12 protein-coding genes are annotated in these 14016 nt (G+C 54.8%); 3 read left to right on the forward strand and 9 right to left on the reverse strand.

Annotation, left to right across the window (positions count from 1 at the left end; all coding sequences use genetic code 11):
* Positions 1-238: 238 nt before the first annotated feature.
* The 9 genes from ABH897_RS01790 to ABH897_RS01830 all read right to left on the reverse strand — a co-directional run bounded on the left by ABH897_RS01790 (position 239) and on the right by ABH897_RS01830 (position 10491).
* Positions 239-1426, reverse strand: a complete 1188-nt coding sequence (locus ABH897_RS01790) for an anhydro-N-acetylmuramic acid kinase (RefSeq protein WP_283655584.1) — start codon at positions 1424-1426, stop codon at positions 239-241.
* Complete coding sequence (nagZ, locus tag ABH897_RS01795; RefSeq protein ID WP_404519307.1) at positions 1423-3093, reverse strand: beta-N-acetylhexosaminidase; 1671 nt, start codon at positions 3091-3093, stop codon at positions 1423-1425. Before nagZ ends, ABH897_RS01790 begins: the two co-directional genes overlap by 4 nt.
* Positions 3094-3280: 187 nt before the next feature.
* A complete protein-coding gene (locus tag ABH897_RS01800; protein ID WP_404591043.1) occupies positions 3281-4369 on the reverse strand; it encodes a DUF1343 domain-containing protein in 1089 nt (362 codons plus the stop codon).
* Positions 4370-4449: 80 nt separating this feature from the next.
* On the reverse strand, positions 4450-5151 hold the full coding sequence (locus tag ABH897_RS01805) for a hypothetical protein (RefSeq protein WP_404519287.1): 702 nt from the start codon (positions 5149-5151) through the stop codon (positions 4450-4452).
* Between the two features lie 62 nt (positions 5152-5213).
* A complete protein-coding gene (locus ABH897_RS01810; protein WP_283655581.1) occupies positions 5214-6320 on the reverse strand; it encodes an ABC transporter ATP-binding protein in 1107 nt (368 codons plus the stop codon).
* Positions 6321-6446: 126 nt separating this feature from the next.
* Positions 6447-7280 carry a carbohydrate ABC transporter permease gene (locus tag ABH897_RS01815; RefSeq protein ID WP_283655580.1) on the reverse strand — a complete coding sequence of 278 codons (834 nt, stop codon included), beginning with the start codon at positions 7278-7280 and terminating at the stop codon, positions 6447-6449.
* Between the two features lie 20 nt (positions 7281-7300).
* Positions 7301-8212 carry a carbohydrate ABC transporter permease gene (locus ABH897_RS01820; RefSeq protein ID WP_283655579.1) on the reverse strand — a complete coding sequence of 304 codons (912 nt, stop codon included), beginning with the start codon at positions 8210-8212 and terminating at the stop codon, positions 7301-7303.
* An 18-nt stretch (positions 8213-8230) separates the two neighbouring features.
* Positions 8231-9583 carry an ABC transporter substrate-binding protein gene (locus ABH897_RS01825; protein ID WP_404591046.1) on the reverse strand — a complete coding sequence of 451 codons (1353 nt, stop codon included), beginning with the start codon at positions 9581-9583 and terminating at the stop codon, positions 8231-8233.
* Between the two features lie 65 nt (positions 9584-9648).
* The gene (locus ABH897_RS01830) at positions 9649-10491 is read right to left on the reverse strand and encodes a MurR/RpiR family transcriptional regulator (protein ID WP_283655577.1); all 843 of its coding nucleotides are present in this window, start codon (positions 10489-10491) and stop codon (positions 9649-9651) included.
* A 240-nt stretch (positions 10492-10731) separates the two neighbouring features.
* Here ABH897_RS01830 and ABH897_RS01835 point away from each other — a divergent pair, with 240 nt between their 5' ends.
* The 3 genes from ABH897_RS01835 (at position 10732) to ABH897_RS01845 (ending at position 13835) form a co-directional block, all read left to right on the forward strand.
* Entirely contained in the window at positions 10732-11700 is a 969-nt protein-coding gene (locus ABH897_RS01835) for an N-acetylglucosamine kinase (RefSeq protein WP_404591048.1), read from the forward strand.
* Positions 11701-11812: 112 nt separating this feature from the next.
* Complete coding sequence (murQ, locus tag ABH897_RS01840; protein WP_404591050.1) at positions 11813-12715, forward strand: N-acetylmuramic acid 6-phosphate etherase; 903 nt, start codon at positions 11813-11815, stop codon at positions 12713-12715.
* 85 nt (positions 12716-12800) lie between these two features.
* The gene (locus tag ABH897_RS01845) at positions 12801-13835 is read left to right on the forward strand and encodes a C40 family peptidase (protein ID WP_404591052.1); all 1035 of its coding nucleotides are present in this window, start codon (positions 12801-12803) and stop codon (positions 13833-13835) included.
* Positions 13836-14016: the final 181 nt, after the last annotated feature.

Raw genomic sequence — 14016 nt, forward strand, 5'->3', positions numbered from 1 at the left:
AACCATTCTTTAAAGTGAAATATTTCACATATGTAATTTTATCTTTATTTTGTTTTGATGTCAACAATTAAACACAGATTTTATTTTGTTTTATTTTTGTTTACTTTGGTTTCACAAAAAAGGATAGGCTTACCCGGGCGATTCGGTAACCTTTATTCTTTTTGACGAGTATCCTGCGGATATTGAGCTCGCAAAATAAACAGACGCCACCCTGACAGGACGACGTTGTTATGTTCCATTAGGGGAAGGCCAGCTTCCCCATTACGGTAGGGCGTTCCGCTCCGGTGGCGGAAGGCAGATTATTGCAGAGACCATGCATAAAATCGTTGCCAAGCAGCGCAAAAATAACGGCTTCTTTGGCATCGTCGCTCACTCCGAGCGCTCCTGAAGTCAGCACCTTCAGCTCCGGCAGCAGACGTTCCAGCATTGCCAGCAGCGTGCGGTTATGCGCGCCTCCGCCGCTGACGATCACTTCATCCATCCGGCACACCGGAAACACATGGCGGCGGTAGCCGTCGGCGATCGTCCGGGCGGTAAAGGCGGTGGCTGTTGCCACCATATCCGCACCGTCAAGCCCGCGCTGCCGGGCCGAAGCTACGAACTGCCGGGCATAGTCTTTGCCGAATATTTCCCGGCCGGTCGACTTCGGCGGCTTCCGGGCGAAATAGGGATGCTCCAGCATTTCTGATACCAGCGTCCCGTCGGACTGGCCCTGCGATGCCCAGGCTCCGTCCTCGTCGTAGGACAAGCGGCCATCCGTCAGCAGGTGCACCACCTGATCAATAACCATGTTGCCTGGACCAGTATCGAACGCGAAGACCTGTTGAGGAGTGCACGAAGGCGGCAATATGGTGCAGTTGCCGATACCACCGATATTCTGGAGCAACCGTCCTTTTTCAGGATGCCGGAAGAGGATCAGGTCGCCGTACGGAACCAGCGGCGCTCCCTGACCGCCGACGGCCATGTCAGCCGGGCGGAAGTCCCCGACAACGTAACGGCCCGTTCGTTTGGCCAGCACGGACAAATCTCCAAGCTGCAAGGTGGAACGGAGCAGATGGGGATCATGGCTGGCTTTTTCCGGGATATGCCAGACGGTCTGTCCATGGGAGCTGATCAAGTCGATCTCTTCCATCTCCATTCCGGCGCCGCGCACCGCCTCAACTGCCGCCTCGGCAAACCGTTCGGCCAAATAGACATTCATGCCGCATACCAGTTCTACCGATGAATGCTCCACGGTGCACAGCGACTTGAGCCGCTCGCGGAGCGCAGCTTCATAAGGCACGCTGTAATAATGCAGCAGCTTCACCCGCGCATCCATTCCGCAGCCTTCAATAGACACCACTGCGGCATCAATGCCGTCCAGCGAGGTACCGGACATCAGGCCGACTACAGTGGCGTTAGTTTTGTTCCAGAGTGTGCCGATCATAGGCTCATTCCCCACCCCGCCGGATAGGCGGAGCCCAGTGAGACTGGTAGCCGCCCGCGGAAAGGAATTTCCCCGAGTAGCGCTTTGGCCGCACTCTCCAGCGCGAGCGGACGACTCTCGTAAACGGCGGCATAGACCTGCACGCCCGGCATGACGAGCAGGTCATACGGATTGCGCAGCGCGACGACGGCCATTGGCTTGCCAAGCGTCTGCAATGCTTCGGCCAGCTTGGCCTGCGCGGGATTAAACCTGGCGTTGTAGGTGCCAAGCACAATCTGACCGATTTCCTCCGCAGCGGCTACCGCCAGCAGCTCTGCGCTGTACTGTGCGAATTGATCGGACGGAATGACGCGGTCTTCGCATTCCAGGCCATGCTTGCTCAGCGCCGTACCAAGGCCAGGAGCAGGCGCGAAGGATTCATCGACCTGCGTGGCGACCATCGGAGCAGCCGTAATCACCAACGTGCGCAACCGCCGCAGTGGCAGCACCGGCGTATCGTTGCGAACCAGCGTCACGCTGGCTTCGCTGATCCGCCTCGCCACCTCCAGGTGTGCTGCGGTTCCGCAGCGTGCCAGGCCGGATAACGCCTGGCCTACTGCACCGCCGCCCCCAAGCAGACCGCGCTTCGCCTTCAGGGCCAGCAGTCGGCGCACTGACACATCGAGGCGCGCCTCGCTCAGCCGTCCCTCCGCTACCGCCCGGCCGATCGCCGCAATGGCGGCAAGCTGGCGGTCGGCGCGGTGGCTGATCAGGATCATGTCCGCGCCTGCTTCAATCGCCATTACGGATGCTTCCACTGTTCCGTAATGTTCAGCGATCGCATTCATTTCCATGCAATCGGTCATAATGATGCCTTCAAAACCAAGCTCCTCGCGCAGCAGTCCGGTCAATACCGTCTTCGACAGGGTAACGGGCAGCTTCTCCGGTTCCAGCGCCGGAAAATAAATATGCGCCGACATCATGGCATCCACCCCTTCAGCAATTGCCCGTCTGAACGGCACCAATTCCACCTGCTCCATCCGAGTCCGATCATGCGGCACCGTCGGCAGATCCAGATGGGAATCGACGGCGGTATCGCCATGGCCGGGAAAATGCTTCGCCGTAGCGGCAACACCGGCATCCTGGAACCCGCGCAACGTTGCCACTCCGAAATCGGCCACGCGCTGCGGCAACTCCCCGAAGGAGCGGACTCCGATTACCGGATTGTCCGCATTATTGTTGACATCCATCACCGGAGCATAGTTCAGATTGATGCCCATTGCCGCCAGCTCGTTCCCGCTGACAAAAGCCGCCTCATAAGCATCGGCTTCCGACCCCGCCGCGGCAATTGCCATTCCGCCAGGCATTAGAGCAACACCCTCGGTAACCCGCGCCACCATGCCGCCTTCCTGGTCAATGGATATAAAAAGCGGTGGCGTCCCGCCCTCCAGAGCCGCACGCTGCAACGACGCCGTCAGCCGTGCCACCTGCTCCGGCGACTCCACATTGCGGGCGAAATAGATAATTCCCCCGATTTTGCCGGTTGCGACAAGCTCCCGAACTTTATCCGTCAGGACAGTTCCTTCAAAGCCACACATTAACATTTGGCCGATTTTGTCCGCAAGGCTCATGCCAGCGAGGATCGCATCGGGATCATCCCCCGGCCCCCCAGTGTTGCGCAAATCCATATTCACAGCCGCTCCTCCCTTCGCTTCAATAATATCGTCCAGCCTAGCGTCTTAATATCGTTCAGTTTTTCGCCCCAATATCGTCGGTCGTCGCGCCCATCCGGCTCTGTATCTTCCCGATGTGCTTCAATGTATGTTTCCCCGCGTTACCACGCCTGCCGCTTCAGCCGCCGTATTCGCCATTCGCTCAGGTATAGAGCAGATACGGGCGAGCCAGCTCCTTCCAAGCTGCGCTGTCCTGCCGCCAGGATGCTTGAATATCGCGCAGACCCGCTGCCGACGCGATGGAGCGGCGCACCTCTTCACCTCCAGTAAGCAGGTCGATGAAATATCTGGAGCCTTCCTGCGGCGGGGCCAGCCAGCGGAATGCCTGCGGGTACAGGGCGTTGACCTCATGCAGCAGCAACAGCCCTGTATTTACGGATTCGTAACGCTGCGGATCGGTAATGAACAACCGCACGCCGCCGCACAATTCCCCCTGATACTTGGAAAAGGCCGGGGTAGCGTATACAGGGTGCACATGCACCCCCGGCAGTCGGTGCTTATTCATGGATTCGGACAGACGAGCGCCATCCAGCCAAGGCGCGCCGATCCACTCGAAAGGGCGGGTGGTGCCACGTCCCTCGGATAGATTGGTCCCTTCAAAAAAACAGGTTCCCCCATAAGCTCTGACTGTCTCAAGGGTCGGCATATTCGGCGAGGGCAGCATCCAGGGCAACCCCGTGTCCGTATATTGCATGCTGCGGCTCCAGCCCTCAAGTGGAATCACGTCGAGATCGCAGCCCAGCCCTTTCAAATCGTTGACCATTCGCGCCAGTTCTCCAAGAGTCCTTCCGGTGCGGATCGGCATTGACCATGCGCCAACCATGGATTCATAACCTTCCTGCAGCAGTCCGCCTTCGCAGACGGTCCCGCCCAGCGGATTGGGACGGTCAAGGATAAGCAGACTTTTGCCATTCTCGGCGCAGGCTTCCATTATATACAGCATGGTGGAAACATACGTATAGAAGCGCATCCCGAGGTCCTGCATATCAAAAACCAGCGTATCCAGGTCGACCAGCATGTCGGGGGTAGGCTTTTTATGTCTGCCATACAGGCTGTATACCGGAAGCCCCAGTACAGCATCCCGTTCATCTTCGAACTTCACGCCTGCCTGATACTGCCCGTGTATGCCATGCTCGCAGGCAAAAAGAGCCATCAGCCGGGACGATGCCAGTCTGCGGCAGACCTCGGCGGTGGAACGGAAATCCGCCGTAATCCCAGTCGGATTGGTCACCAGCCCGATCCGCCGCCCCTCCAGCAGCGGGTGTGACAGCCCCGCGGCCAGTCGGTCCACCCCACTGCACACGCGGGCACTCATCGCAGGCTCCCGCCCGCCATTCCAGCGCCAGTCTCCGCCGCTTCCCCGGCTTCGTTGTCCTCATCCGGGTGCAGCACATTATAAGCCGCTTTATGGAGGTAAACGGCAAGAACGCCGTTGTACAAAGCGGCAAAACCTACAACCGTGACGGCCAGCATCACGCCGACGCACAGTGCTTGAAAAAAAGCACCTATCGTATAGGCCGGATGGCGAAGGAACAGCTTTACGCTCTCTCCCATCGCCTTGAAAATGCCCAGCTTCTGCTGAATGACAAGCTGGAGCGTATAGAACTGAGAGACCAATACCATAGCGACAAAATACGTCTGGATGATCGCGAGCATCCGACTCAGTATCCCTTCGCGTCCCCCGTAATACCACCAGGTGGACCACAGAATGAGCACCAGCAGCGAACAGAGCAGCCCGAAAACCGCCGCAGGTGCAAAGCCGCGCCACGCCCCCCGGAACATCTCCCGCATTGCGAACTTGTTCCCCTCCGTTCTCCGGTGATAGGCATAAAACGCGCCGAACACCAAAGGCATATAAATGAGCGGAATCAGGATAAACGCAAAGGCAAGCGGCGCGAACAGGACGACTGGCACCAGCACGGCCGAGCCAGCGAGGCTGAGCAGTGTAATCGGTATAATCTCCCTGAACGCCTCTGATCCTGTGCGAACCAAAACGTCATTCAGCTTGCGCATGATTGTCTCCCCCTTTTATCATAGCAGTCCAGCTTGCTTTTAACGGCTGCCGAGTTGTCCGACTACCAGAGGATTCTGTCCTCCGTCACCGGATCGAAGTAACGCGCTTTGGCCAGGTCGAGAATAAACGGCTTATCCAGCCCGTTGTACGCCTTGGTCTCCGGATGCACCTTGGCTGTAACCAATCTCTCACCTACGTGAAAATAGACCAGGTTCTCGGAGCCAAGATGCTCCACAACCTTGATATGTGCATTCAGCCGATGCTCAGCGGAAACGCCCGGCGCAAAGTCCTCGCCGTAAATATGCTCCGGGCGGATGCCGAGAATGACCTCGCCACTTTCATATCCTTGAAGTCCCGTGGCGGCATCCTGCGGCAGCTCGAATTCTCCGCCGGATATGAGCAAGCGGCCCCGCTCCACGCGGGCATTGATGAAGTTCATCGCCGGGGAGCCGATAAAACCGGCCACGAACATATTTTTCGGGTTGGCATACAGCTCTGTCGGTGAGGCAATCTGCTGAATGACGCCTTTGTTCATGACGACGATCCGCTCGCCCAGGGTCATTGCCTCCACCTGATCATGGGTGACATAAACGATGGTTGCGCCAAGCCGCTTATGAAGCTCGCCCAGCTCGACCCGCATCTGAATACGCAGCTTGGCATCCAGGTTGGAGAGAGGTTCATCGAACAGGAACACCTGCGGATCGCGCACAATCGCACGGCCTACGGCGACCCGCTGACGCTGCCCGCCGGACAGCTCGCGCGGTTTGCGCTCCAGCATATCCTCCAACCCAAGGATCGTTGCCGCTTCCCGGACCTTTTGCTCGATATAATCCTTCGGTTTCTTCAGATTACGCAGGCCAAAGGACAGGTTCTCGCGGATCGTCATGTGCGGGTACAGCGCATAATCCTGGAACACCATGGCAATGTCGCGGTCCTTGGGGTGGAGATTGTTGACGATGCGGTCACCGATGATGATATCACCGCTCGTCTGCTGCTCAAGGCCCGCTATCATCCGCAACGAGGTCGTTTTGCCGCAGCCCGACGGACCAACAAACACAACAAATTCTTTATCTTGAATAACAAAATCGGAGCCCGCCACCGCTGTAAAAGCCTGCTTGTTCTGATCGTTAAATTGTTTGCGCACATTGCGAAATTCAACACGTGCCATAGCCTTTCCCCCTTTAAGTTCCCCCACAAAAACTTACACATGGACATTGTCAAAATCCCGGGAGCGGCATCCATGCCGTTTTATCACTATGCCGTTCTCCCATACAAGCAAAGCCTGACCGCCGCTTCAGCCTTTGACCGCTCCGATGGTAATTCCCTGCAGGAAATACCGCTGCAGCGAGAAAAACAAGATAAGCATCGGCAGCGCGCCAACCGTCGCCCCGGCCATAATCGCTCCAAAGTCTGTCGATTCGGCAAAAACGAAGGAAGCCAGACCCACCTGGATCGTCCGCATCTCCGTCGAATTCGTTATCAGGAACGGCCAGAAAAACTCGTTCCAGGAGGCCACAAAGGTGAAGATCGCCAGCACGGCCAGCCCCGGCTTGGCCATGGGCAGAATCACCTTCCAGAAGATGCCGAACTCGCTACAGGCGTCAATCCGGGCCGCATGAATCAGCGAGGTCGGAAGCGAAGACATGTATTGCTTCATCAGAAAAATATTACCGACCGTTACTGCGGTAGGCAGAATAATCGCGGTGTAGCTGTCGCCAAGATTAAACACATTGACGATCAAGATATATAGCGGGATCAGCGTCACCTGCGCCGGAATCATCATCGTGCTAAGCAGCACCCAGAATATCGCATTGCTGCCAGGGAACTTCAACTTGGAGAAGGTATACCCGGCCAGCGAAGCGAAAAACACGTTGGTTACGGTCAACACGGTAGAAATCAGCAGGGAGTTGAACAGCCAGCGCCAGGCCGCCGTTTTGGCAAAAAAACGGTCATACGGCGCAAACGACAGCGCCTCGGGAATCATCCGGGGCCGGAAGCTGGCCGTCGCCATCGAGTCCTGCACGGAGCCGATCAGCATCCAGTACAGCGGAATGATCGTTACGATCGCCCACACCACAAGGATGAGGGTCGCCACGGCCAGAAAAACGGTTTTTGATCTGGTTTTCATGTAATGCTCACCCCTTCGCCCTAATACTCGACATCGCTCGAGAAGTATTTAAACTGGATGACAGAGACCAGGATAATCAGGAATGCCAGTACGAACGATTGGGCCGAAGCCAGGCCGAATTCATAAAATTCGAACGCCGTCTGGTAGATTAAATAGGCAATTGTCGTGGTCGCAAAGTTGGGGCCGCCCTGGGTCATCATATACACCGAAATAAATACCTGGAAGGAAGTAATTACTCCCGTAACGAGCAAATACAGCGTCGTCGGCTTCAGCAGAGGCCAGGTAATGCGTGTGAACTTGGTCCAGCCGCTGGCATGGTCAATGTCGGCAGCCTCATACAGCGATTTGGGCACCCCGCCCATAGAGGCCAGATACAGGATGATTCCTGCGCCGTGCGAGCCCAGCCAGTTCATCAGAATCAGGGAGAACAGCGCGGTTTTGGACTGGCCCAGCCAAATGACAGGATCGAAGCCGAACCAGCCGAGGAACCGGTTGAGCAGACCCACATCGGTCGGGTCAAAAATGGCCAGCCAAACGATGGAGATCGTCACACCGGAAGCTACCGCAGGCAGATACAGCGTTGCTTTGAAAAAAGTCTGCCATTTTGTCCTCATCTGGTAGATCAGATATGCAAGCACAAAGGTGATGATAATGTTCATCGGCACCGTGCACACCGTAAAGATGACCGTATTGCGCATTGATTTCCAGAAGGTCGCATCCTGCACGAGCCGCTCGTAATTGTCCAGTCCGACCCAAGTCGAATCCATAATGTTGTACTGTTGAAAGCTCATGATCAGGGCGGAGACGACCGGATACAGTGTAAACACGAGAAACAGCAGGACGGGCGCCAAAATGAACAAGTAGGCCCATCCGTATTCACGCCATAACCGCCCGGCGGAACTGCGCACCCGCTTTGGCGCGATTGTCGTCATCTCTTCCTCTCCTCCTGTCTATTTGCCGAGCATTTGCGTTCCTTTGCTCTTGAACTCCTCGGCGATTGCCTCCGGCGTTTTCTCTGCGGAATAGAGCGCCTGAAGGTTTGGTGTCACCACCTGCTCCTTGAACTGCTTCATTTTGGCGGCCGTCGCCGTATCGAGCTTCAACGTGACCGGATTTACGATATATTTGGCCATGGCCGCCGATGCCTTGATCGTCTCTTCCGAGCCAAGCGCCTTGCCGGCGAACAGGTCCGCCTGGGATTTGCGCACAAATGGCAGCACCAGCTCATTAGAGGAATTTCCAGCTTTTGCATTGCTCAAGTATTCAAGCACTTGGAATGTATTTTTGGCATGCTGCTCGCCTTTGTCGTTTTTCTGTTTGAAGGCGATGTAGCCTTCCGCCCCCATCGTTGTCTTGGCCGGAGCATTGTCGTTATGCGGAACCGGCAGCAGCACAAAATCGATTTTTTCACCTTTTACCTTGCCGGAATCAATGTCCTTGTTGCGGTTCTGGATCATGACGTCATAATACGGAATTGCTTTGGAAATAATCGCAGCCTGTCCGGCATAGAACATATCGGATCGTTTGGCCGGGGCAATCGCCGCAGTTTCCTTAGGCATATATCCTTTATCCAACAGCCCTTTGATGAAATTCAGCGTCTCGACGATTCGCTCGTCACCCCATTGGAACGCCCCGGACTCATCCAGAACATCAGGCATATTGTTGTTGCGGGAGAGCACTTCGATAAAATCAAGCGAGGTACCGTCCGTAACCAGCGGATATTGCTTTGAGCCGTCGCTCAAGGTTTTGGTCAGCTTGGCCGCCGCCTCGTTGAACTGTGACCAGGTCCAGCCTTCTTGCTGGATTTTGGCCCAATCAATACCCGCTTCCTCCAGAATGCGCTTGTTGCCTCCCCAAGCCCACTGGAACTGGTACAGCGGAAGCCCGTACTGTTTGCCGCCAATCTGTGCAAGCTCCAGCGTTCCAGGCAGGTAATCAGTTTTGATGTCGTCGGTCATGTAGGGATCAAGATTAAGGGCAAGACCGGTATTAACATACGTGCCGTCCACGCTGTGAAAATACAGGTCCGGCGGGCTGCCGGCGTTCAGGGCAACGTCAAATTTCTTCGGCCCCTCGGCCCAGGACAGCACTTCCGTCTTCACTGTAATGTTGGGATGCTCTTTTTGAAAATTGGCCACCATTTCTTTCAGATCATCTTCATATGTGCCGTGTACCGGATAGGTCCAGACTACAACGGTATCCTTGTCATCCGGGCTTGCGGCTTCCTTGTTTCCGCCCGATTTGCCGCAGGCGCTCATCAGCATCAGCACAACAACCATACAGAGCAACAGACTTTTTTTCATCGTTTCCTCTCCCTTTTGCATATGTTCTTGTTATTTGGCGGCAATGCTGCACCCTGCCCAAGGCGCTACAGCCGTTTGATTTGCTGCCTGCTTCTCTCCAGATAAGTGACGGACTGCTCGTAATTCCGGCTGGCTACGGCGAGATACAGAATGTCAATCAGATTGAGCTGGGTAATTCTTGACGCCATCGCTCCGCTGCGGATTTCATTTTCGGTGGCGGAGGTACACAGCGATATGTCTGCGTTCCGGCTTAATGTGGAATTGCCGTATTTGGCGATGCTGATCACGGTGCCGCCGTTCTCTTTGACGATGGACGCGGCGCGAATTACTTCTTTCGTCTCGCCGGAATACGAAATGCACACAGCCGTATCTTCGGCGGTTGCCGTTATGGCACTGGTCAGCTGCACATGCGGGTCGGCGAACGAAAAGCTCGTTTTGTTGATCCGCAAAAACTTCTGCTGGGCATCCATCGCAATGAGGTTTGAAGCCCCCACTCCAAAAAAGTAAATCCGCTTCGCCCGGTCAATCGCCTCCACTGCCCGCTCCACCATCTCTTCATCCAGAATTTTCAGCGTATCGCGGATCGATTGGATGTTATTGTTCGATACATTCTGCATAATCGCGGCAATGGTATCGTTCGGACGAATTTCCTGATAGCCAACGATTCCTGGATCTCTTCCCTGTAAATCGCCAGCAACTTTGATTTTAAGCTCCTGATACCCCTTGAATCCGATCGTCTTGCACAGTCGGACAATGGCTGCCTGGCTTGAGCCGCTTTTTGCAGCCAGCTCGGCAATGGACAGATGGATCATCTCATCCGGATTCTGCAAAATATACGCGGCAATCTTGTGCTCAGATGGACTGAGCGATTCATGCAATTCCCGCAGACGAATTAAGCCGCCATTCATTGAAAGCAAGCACCTCCCTGATAAAGTGGTATTTTGCAAATGATGCTCGAAAAATACCTCCAAACTTAAATGTTAGATTAGATAACACGAACGGTTTGTTATCCTTCCAAAACATTGGATTGAATTCATTATATGAGTAGTGAAATAAAATTTCAACTCATATTTCTCATGTGAAATTTTATTTTACTTTAAACGAGGTTTCCCATATAATTAGAAAAAAATCAAAGTGGTGATTGATCGATGAAAGTGTATGTAGGCCTTGATGGAGGCGGCACAAAGACCGATGCAGCCGCTTTGGACGAACAGGGAGTCATGCTGACCCGCTGTACCGGAGGGCCTTCGAATCCGCATAGCGTCGGATTCGAGGTAGCGCTTACAGAAGTCATGTCAGTTATTAACGTAGTATTGGAACAATTACAGACGAAAATTGAAGATTGCGCTTCCATCTGTCTTGGTATGTCAGGTTTTTATACCAAGAAAGAATGTGATCTGCTTAAAAGCTCTGTTCAGCAGCATCTGTCAGAACGTGGGCTTGTCCTTCCAGTGTTTGTGCGCTCCGAAGGAGAGATTGCCCTGATGGCCGCGCTCAGCAGCCGTTCCGGAGTGCTCATCATTTCAGGCACAGGCTCCATATGCTACGGTTATCTCCCGGACGGTTCCCGCCTGCGCACCGGCGGCTGGGGACATTATCTGGGCGATGAAGGCAGCGGTTACCAGGTCGGCCTGCGCACGCTGAAAGCGGTCATGCGCAGCTTCGACGCCGTTCATCCCCCGACCATAATGACCGATATGATTATGCAGGAGTATGGATTTCAGCGGATTACCGACTTGAAGGGTTACATCTATAACCCGGCCTACAGCAAAGCGCAGATCGCCGCATTCGCCAAAATCTGCATTCAGGCCGCAGCGCAAGGAGATGTTGCCGCCACTGGCATTCTTGCAAGCGAAGCCGAAGCGCTCGCGGATACGGCGGCAGCGCTGCTGCGCAGATCGCCCGTACTCCGGCAGGGGCAGGCCGTGCTCAGCGGCTCAATGTTCAGATACGCGCCGCTCTTCCGCGAAATACTGTGCGACAGGCTACAGGAGTCATTCGGTGGACTGGTTTTTGTTGATGGGAGCCGGGGAGCGCCGCCTTCGGTTGGAGCAGCGCGGCTGGCCCGCGAACTGGCGAACGGGCGGCAGGATGAACCCCCATCCACCTTGTTGTAGCTTCAATACAGAGAAACAGGATTTTGCATATTCGATTGAAATACCGCTGAAATATTGCTTAGGAAATTATGCAAAATACTCAGTATACTAGACTGGTAGGAGGAAAAACCTCATGAACCATATTTTAGGTAGTTTAGTCACAGAGCAGCCCAATGACAAAACAAATGCAATCGACCATCTCGATTCCGCCGGTATTATGCATCTAATTAACAATGAAGACCGCCAGGTCGCCGAGGTAATCCACGGTCTGATTCCGCAGATTGCCGAAGTAGCCGACTTTATCGTGGAGGCGTTCCGCAATGGCGGCAGGCTGTTCTACATTGGTGCCGGAACGAGCGGGAGAATCGGCATTCTTGACGCCTCGGAGTGTCCGCCGACCTACGGGACCAACCCCGAGATGGTGCAGGGCTTAATCGCCGGCGGCTTCCGGGCCGTCAAGGACCCGGTCGAAGGCGCAGAAGACAGCGAGGAGTTGGGCGCCTCCGATATCGACGATGCCGGAATCAGCGTGAGCGATGTCGTGATCGGCATTGCCGCCAGCGGACGCACGCCTTATGTGCTGGGCGCGATGAAACGCGCCGGAGAACGGGGAGCGGTGGTTATCGGCCTCTGCAACAACTACGGAACGCCGATGACCAGGCTCGGCAAGCTGACGATTGAAGCCGTCGTCGGCCCCGAGGTTGTCATGGGCTCAACGCGGATGAAATCGGGAACGGCGCAAAAAATGATCCTGAACATGCTGACCACAACAGCAATGATCCGTATCGGCAAAGTGTACCGTAATCTGATGGTCGATTTGAACCCCTCTAACGAGAAGCTGGTCTACAGGGCCAAGCGCATTATCGAACTGGCTACAGATGCTTCCGGGGAGCAAATTGAACAAGCCTTCCATGAATCGGAAGGCCACGTGAAGACGGCGATTGTTATGCTGCTGGCCGGAGTTGACGCCGCTGAAGCACGTCGCCGGTTGACAGCGGCTTATGGATTCGTGCACGGCGCCTTGAAGGAAAGCTAGAATCGCTCCAATATTTGGTACACAACTAATCAAGGGCAGCCTCGTACAACTTAGATGAACATATCAACAACGAGGTGATGACAGCATGACAATCAAAAAGGGAGTATTGCTGGCTCTACTGGCGGTATTGCAGTTCCAAGCGAACCCGTCTTATGCGAAGTCGGTGCCGCTGACTCCAGTGACGACCGTCTATCTGGATGACCGCCCGCTCCAGCTTGCCGCCCAGCCGCTGCTGCTAGACGGGACAACGCTCGTCCCCATGCGCCAGTTGTTTGAGGCGCAAGGAGCTAGGCTCTCCTGGAACGGATCCAGCAAAACCGTAACGGCAACCAAAGACGACACGGTGCTGACCTACCGTATCGGGGAACTCACCTCCACCCTAAACGGCAATGAGCTGTCCCTGAATGTTCCCGGACAGATTGTTCAGGGTAATACGATGATTCCGCTGCGTTTTGTAAGCGAAGCGCTTGGGAGCACAGTGAAGTGGGATGCACTGACTCGGACGATCCGGATTGTTTCCAGAAACGATTTTTTCACAACGGTTCTTTCCGGGGTCAACCTGCGCAGCGAGCCAGATTCATCGGGTGCTTCCCCTTCCCTGAGGCTTATTTCAGGCGGCGAAAAGGTTCATGTCATCCGCGAGGTCAATGCCCTCTGGCTGGAAGTGCGCACCAAAGACAATCTGACTGGATACATATCGGCAAAACCAAAATACAGCGATTATACCAGCCCATCCCTGGCGGAACGGCAAGGGGATGAACTGATCGCCTACGGGGAGAAATTCCTCGGTACCCCTTATGAATTCGGCGCAGCAACCAGCCAGAGATCGACCTTTGATTGTTCTTCTTTTGTAGCGGAAGTGTTCCGGCATACGCTCTCCATCGAGCTCCCCCGTGTCTCTTACGATCAAGCTAAAGAAGGCCGGAAGGTCGGGCTAAACGAGCTACGCAAAGGCGACCTGCTGTTCTTCAGCGCACGCGGGCTGGAGATCGGCCATGTGGCTATCTATGCGGGAAACAACAAATTGCTGCATACGTTCTCCAAAGAACGCGGCGTTCATTTTGACACGCTTGACGATAAATGGCAGCAACGTTTCGTAACAGCCCGCAGGCTGTTTTAGAATGAAGCGGCCCTATTTTATATTGTCGAAGGCTATTATGGTTGAGGTATTATACTTCAATGGATACTATGACATGGACACAAAATTGGTTTGCTCAACATTGTAATGGAGTCTGGGAACATGCAGAAGCCTTCATCTTCTCCACCCCGTCCTTTTGAAAATTTTCGTACTCTTAAATATG

The sequence above is a fragment of the Paenibacillus sp. RC73 genome (assembly GCF_044908085.1).
GTDB classification, from domain to species: Bacteria; Bacillota; Bacilli; order Paenibacillales; family Paenibacillaceae; genus Paenibacillus; species Paenibacillus terrae_A.

What these genes read in the sequence shown, in the direction of transcription:
- ABH897_RS01790 (WP_283655584.1), bottom strand. Translation starts at nt 1,426, where the DNA reads ATGATCGGCACACTCTGGAACAAAACTAACGCCACTGTAGTCGGCCTG.
- nagZ (WP_404519307.1), bottom strand. Translation starts at nt 3,093, where the DNA reads ATGGATTTGCGCAACACTGGGGGGCCGGGGGATGATCCCGATGCGATC.
- ABH897_RS01805 (WP_404519287.1), bottom strand. Translation starts at nt 5,151, where the DNA reads ATGCGCAAGCTGAATGACGTTTTGGTTCGCACAGGATCAGAGGCGTTC.
- ABH897_RS01810 (WP_283655581.1), bottom strand. Translation starts at nt 6,320, where the DNA reads ATGGCACGTGTTGAATTTCGCAATGTGCGCAAACAATTTAACGATCAG.
- ABH897_RS01815 (WP_283655580.1), bottom strand. Translation starts at nt 7,280, where the DNA reads ATGAAAACCAGATCAAAAACCGTTTTTCTGGCCGTGGCGACCCTCATC.
- ABH897_RS01820 (WP_283655579.1), bottom strand. Translation starts at nt 8,212, where the DNA reads ATGACGACAATCGCGCCAAAGCGGGTGCGCAGTTCCGCCGGGCGGTTA.
- ABH897_RS01825 (WP_404591046.1), bottom strand. Translation starts at nt 9,583, where the DNA reads ATGAAAAAAAGTCTGTTGCTCTGTATGGTTGTTGTGCTGATGCTGATG.
- ABH897_RS01830 (WP_283655577.1), bottom strand. Translation starts at nt 10,491, where the DNA reads ATGAATGGCGGCTTAATTCGTCTGCGGGAATTGCATGAATCGCTCAGT.
- ABH897_RS01835 (WP_404591048.1), top strand. Translation starts at nt 10,732, where the DNA reads ATGAAAGTGTATGTAGGCCTTGATGGAGGCGGCACAAAGACCGATGCA.
- murQ (WP_404591050.1), top strand. Translation starts at nt 11,813, where the DNA reads ATGAACCATATTTTAGGTAGTTTAGTCACAGAGCAGCCCAATGACAAA.
- ABH897_RS01845 (WP_404591052.1), top strand. Translation starts at nt 12,801, where the DNA reads ATGACAATCAAAAAGGGAGTATTGCTGGCTCTACTGGCGGTATTGCAG.